Consider the following 5436-nt stretch of genomic DNA (forward strand, 5'->3'; position numbering starts at 1 on the left):
GGGCGGGTCGCCGGCCGCCCGGGGGGGGGGGGGGCGGGGCGGCGATCGTCGCCTTGCCCTCGGCACCCGAGACCCCGATGATGCCGGTCGACAGCACCTTGGCCGTCGCGGTGGCCTCGTTGTCGGCGTCCGCCTTGACGGTGAGGTCGTGACCCGAGGTGACCGTGCCGCTCCAGTCCGCGCCGGTCTGCGCACCGATCTCGGCGACCGGCGCCGACACGGCGACACCGCCGAGGAAGCCGCCGGTGATGACGTTGGAGAATGCGGTGGCGCGGTTCGTCGACGTCGCGGTGACGTCGTAGTCCGCGCCGCTCGCGCCGAGCGAGCCCGCGCCGCGGGCGAACGTCTCACCGCTCACGAGGGCGTAGGCCGCGCCGATCGCGAGGCTCACCAGCGCGATGGCCGCGGTCAGCACGCGGGCCTCGGCGGTGCTGCCGGCTGTCGCGCGCACGCGCACCGCAGTCGCCCCGGTGACCGCGCCGTTCATGGTCGCGGCCACCTCGTTGTCGACCTCGGCGATCGCGATCATGGCCTTCAGGTCGATGAGTCCGCCCGAGATCGCGTCGACGATCGCCTTCGCGAAGCTGCCGTCGCCGTGCGTCTTCGCCGTCACGGCGATGATGCCGGTGGAGTTCAGCGTGCCGCTGGCCACGGTCGCGCGGACCCACGCGGCGGACGTGACCTCGACGCTCGCCCACGCGCCGGCGAGTCCGATGAGGGCGATGCCGCCCATGACGGTGTCGGATGTGGCCCGGTTCTCGGCATCCGCCTCCACCGTGATGCCCGACGCATTCGTGACGCTCCCGGCGACCTCGGCGAGGGTGTGACCGGACAGCACCGCGAACACGACCTGGATCTGGACGCTGACGCCCCCTCCACCGCCCGCGGGCGCGGTGACGCTCGCCTCGTTGTCGGCGGTCGCGCGGACCGTCACCTGCCCGGTCGTCGTGGTGTTCCCGCGCAGCGCCGACTCGAGGTGTCGCGAGGAGTTCGCGCGCGCCACCGTCACGCCGAGCGCGAAGGCGCCGACCGTGACGTTCAGCGTCGTGACGCCGACCGTCCGGCTGCCGTCGGCCGTGACCGAGACGCCGCCCGCGCCGATCGTGCCGACGGGCGCCGCCGACGCGCGCGCCGTGCCGCCCAGCTCGACGAAGGTGAGCACACCGCCGATGCCGACAGCGCCACCCGCCAGCGAGATGCCGAGCGCCGTCACCGTCACGTTGTCGGTGACCTTCGCCTCGTACTTTCCGACGACGCCGCCGGCGCCGACCGCCACGGTGCCGTTCTCGAGGGTCGTCGCCGGGTCGTAGCCGCTCACCGCGCGGTTGTCGCCGTCGACGCTGACGTACGCGATGGCGAATCCGACGGCCCCTGCACCGACCGCGACGCCGATCGAGTAGACCTCGAGCGAGCGGTTCGCGACCGACTCGAGCAGCACGCGGCCTCCGGCACGGCGCAGCTGGGCTCCGGAGTCGATGTGCGCGAACTGCGTGCTGGTGTCCTTGATGACGGTGACCTGACCGCCGATTCCGACGAAGCCGCCGCCGGCGGCGAGACCGAAGCCGAGTCCGTGCTCGGTCATGGCGGCGCGCACGCTGATCTCGTCGGCGCCGCCGGCGCCCGCCGTGATCTGGGCGTTCTCGCCGACGGATGCCTCGGTCCTGCTGCGGATGTTCAGCACGAGCACTGATCCGCCGCCGCCGACGAACCCGCCGCCGATCGCGCCGGCGATGCCGAGGATCTCGAGGTCGTCGATCGCCCACACGCGCACCGACCGGCCCGCGCTGATGACGCCGTCCACGGATGCCGTCGTGCCGCCGGCCGGCGGGATCGCGACGGCGTCGGCGGTGAGTCCCGTCGTCGGAGCCGCAGCCGCGATGCCCGACGACGCTCCTGCCATGGCGGCGACGACGCGCGAGTTCGTCTTCTCCTCGCCGTCGATCATGACCCACTCCGACGGCTTCGCCTCGGGCGAGGCGCCCACGGTCGTGGAGTTCCCGGTGGGGCGGTACTTGTGCCCGTTGAAGGTCACGTACGAGCTCGCGTCGTCCTTGTCGTACGAGACCGCGTTGCTCCACGCGGTGAAGGTCCGCGTGCTGGTGGTGCCGTTGAGCGCGTCCTTGTAGCCGCCGTCGCCCTTGGCGATGGAGTCGGCTTCGTCGGTGTTGTCCTTCGCGGTGGGCGCAGCATCCGTCTCGCCCTCCCACTCGCCGCTGGTGCCGGGCGTGTCGTTCGCGTGGTCGATCGTCGCCGCCCAGCGCTTGCCGCCGGAGGTGACGACGTCGCCCTTGAGGTAGAAGAGGTCGGCGTCGTTCGCGACCGCCGAGCTGTACTCGCCCCGGAACCGGCCGCCGTCGGCCTGGTGGTAGGTGCCCGACTGCTGCACGCCGATCGCCCAGATCGACAGCGAGATCGCGAGGCCCACGGCGCCGCCCGCGATGCTCACCGCGATAGAGCTCACGTCCTTCACCGACAGCGCGAAGACCTCGACGTCGTCGCCTGCCTGCACCGTGGCGCCGGCGCCGATCGCCGCCTGCACGCTGGTGTCGGCGATGCCGATGTCGATGCCGCCCGCCACGCCGACGAACCCGCCCGCGGCACCGCCGGCGATCGTCAGGGACTTGAAGCGGTCGACCGCCGACACGTTCACCGACTGCGCGGCGGAGGCTCCGGCGAGCGTGTTCACGAGGCTGCCGGCCGCGATGAAGGCTTTGGTGGTGACCCGGAGCAGCGTGACCGCGATGCCGCCGGCCACCCCGACGAAGCCGCCGCCGATCGCCGGAACGAGTCCGAAGACGTCCTCCGAGCTGGACGCCTGGATGGCGACGCCGTGGAACGGGGCGCCGGCGCCGTAGCGGTCGAAGCGGTCACCCGTGATCGTGCCCGCGTAGACATCGGGGAGCCCTGCGCCCGTGGCCGCGGCATCCACCACCGATCCTGCGCCGAGAGAGGCCTGCGTGTCCTTCGTGAGCAGCGCGATGCCGACGGCGGCTCCGACGCCGACGACGCCCCCCGCGATGGCGGCGGTGATGAGGATCGCCTTCGTGTCGTCGCTCGCGAGGACGAGCACGTTGTTTCCGGCGCGCAACGTGGCTCCGCCCGAGGTGCACGTGGCGCCGTCGCCGGCGGGGGTGCCCGTGCAGGCGTAGGTCTTGGTGTTCAGGATCGAGACCGCGACGGTCGCTGCGACGCCCACCGTGCCGCCGCCGGCGCCGACGACCACCGAGACGACGGCGTCCTTCGCCCGCGCGGTGACGGCGATGTCGCCGCGCGCCCGGACGATCGCGCCGCTGCCGACGTGGGCCCGCGTGTTGAGGTTGACGACGCGGACGCCGACCGGGATGGCGACCGCGGCGGAGCCGGCGATCGACAGGGCCCCCGCGATGCCCAGGTGGTAGAACTGGCTGGCCGCCGCGACGAGCACGCTCTGCGCGGTGCTCGATCCGGCCGTCGCCGCACTGCAGTCCGCGTTGCAGTTGATGCGAGCGCTGTCGCCGATCCACGCGTAGGTGTGCACGTTGTCGACGTTCACCGCACCCGCGAGGTTGACCGCCGCCGTGCCGGCGACGCCGGCCGAGATGCCGACGACGGCGATGTCGTCGCTGCTGCTCGCGGTGACCGCGACACCGCGGAAGGTGTCGGTCGACAGCTCGACGACCCGCGGCCCGTAGGCGCTCGCGTCGCCGCCCGGGGTGACGCCGCTCTTCACGATGCTGTGCCCGCGCCCGGTCGTGTTCACGATGCCGAGACCGGTCAGGATCACCCCGCCCTTGTCTTCGGGCTTGTTGCGGAGCTTCAGCTGGTTGGGCGCGAGCCCGCTGGTCTCGGCGTAGTACGTGCCGCCGTCGATGAGGCCGGAGATCGGCGAGCCGCCGCCCGAGCTGTAGACGACGGTGTCGCCGTCGCTGAAGCCGTGATCGTACGGGAGCGTGATGAGCCCGCCCGCGCCGATCGCGCCGGCCTTCAGCGGGTTGAAGCGGAGCGAGTCGTCCTTGCGGACGCCGGCCTGGTCGGTCGGGATGAGGCGGTGGCTCTCGCCCGTGCCGCCCGAGACGCCGATCGCCGCGTCCTGCAGGTCCTGCTGGTGGTGGAGCTTCACGCGGAACGCGTCGACGACCTCGACGTAGTACACCTGCTGCGGGGTGACCTCGTCACCGGGGGTGTCGTCGAGCCCCGCGATGTTCGCGCCGTAGCCCGAGTCGTAGATGACCTCGTCGCCGTTCTGGAAGCCGTGCGCGAAGCCGAGGTTGATGACTCCGCCGCCTTCGAGGGCGACCGACGGGTCGAAGCGCGTGTCCTGCGTCGTGACGGTGTACCCGCCCGTGACGACGTCGAGCGCCGCGCCGTTCCCGAGGCCGATCACGCGGGAGAACGCGCCGATGAACGACCGCGTGCTCTTCGTGACGACGGGGACCGCGACCGCGGCGCCGACCGCCGCGGTGCCGCCGCCCGAGATGTTGCCCGCGATCACGTTGAGACGCAGGCGATCGGATGCTGCGACCCGGACGCTCCCCGACACCTCGAGGTCCGCGCGGTCAGAGGCCGAGGTGCCGTCCTGCACGAAGGCGCGCGTCGTGACGTTGATGACCGAGACGCCGGCGTTGACGTTGACCGCAGCCGTGCCGCCGAAGCCGCCGCCGACGGAGATCGAGTCGATCCCCTCGGTCGAGATCGCGTCGACCGTGAGGTTGCCGGAGCCCCGGACCACGGCATCGTTCCCGATCCACGCCTCGGTCGTCTTGTTCAGCACCTCGACGTCGACGCCCGCGCCCACGCCGGCGGTGCCGCCGTAGGTGAGCTGCCCCGCGAGGGACAGGATCGTCGTGTCGTCCTGCGCCTTCACCGCCACGTTCGTCGTGGGCTGGCTCACGCTGCCGAGGAGGCTCGCCTTCGTCACGTCCGTCGTCGTGTTGACGACGACGGAGCCCGCGACGCCCGCCGTGCCGCCGCCCGAGCCGCCGACCGCGAGGAGCAGCAGGTCCGCGGACTGGATGGCCGAGACCGTGAGTCCCGCGCCGCCGGCCCGGATGTCGGCGCCCGCGCCCACCTCCGCCTCCACGGTGCTGCCGCGCACCACGACGACCGCCGATGCGCCGACGCCCGCCGAGCCGCCGCCGATCGCCAGGTTGCCGGCCGCGACGTCCGCCTCCATCTCGCGACTCGCGGCCACGGTGACGGCGCCCGTCGCGTGGACCTCGCTGTTCGCGCCGATGTGCGCCCGCACCTTCGGGTCGGAGCCGCCCTGGTCGAAGACGAAGACGATGACGGCGCCCGTGACGGCGACCGAGTTGAGGCTCACACCACCCGCGATCGCGAGGAGGAACCAGTCTTCGGCCGCCTTCGCCTCCACGGTCACCGATCCGCCGGCGTCGGCGGCGGCGGGGGGGCCCCCCCCCCCCCCCCCCGCCCGGGGCGCGGCCACCACGCCCAGCGCGG

The 5436-nt window shown here is 72.9% G+C and carries 1 protein-coding gene; it reads right to left on the reverse strand.

Going from position 1 to position 5436, the window contains the following annotated elements; translation table 11 throughout:
• Positions 1 to 5356 (reverse strand): hypothetical protein (locus ACLBXX_RS20565; RefSeq protein ID WP_447659535.1); only part of this gene is annotated, 5356 nt, incomplete at its 3' end.
• Positions 5357 to 5436 lie beyond the last annotated feature (80 nt).

It is taken from the genome of Microbacterium sp. C23T (genome assembly GCF_053345975.1).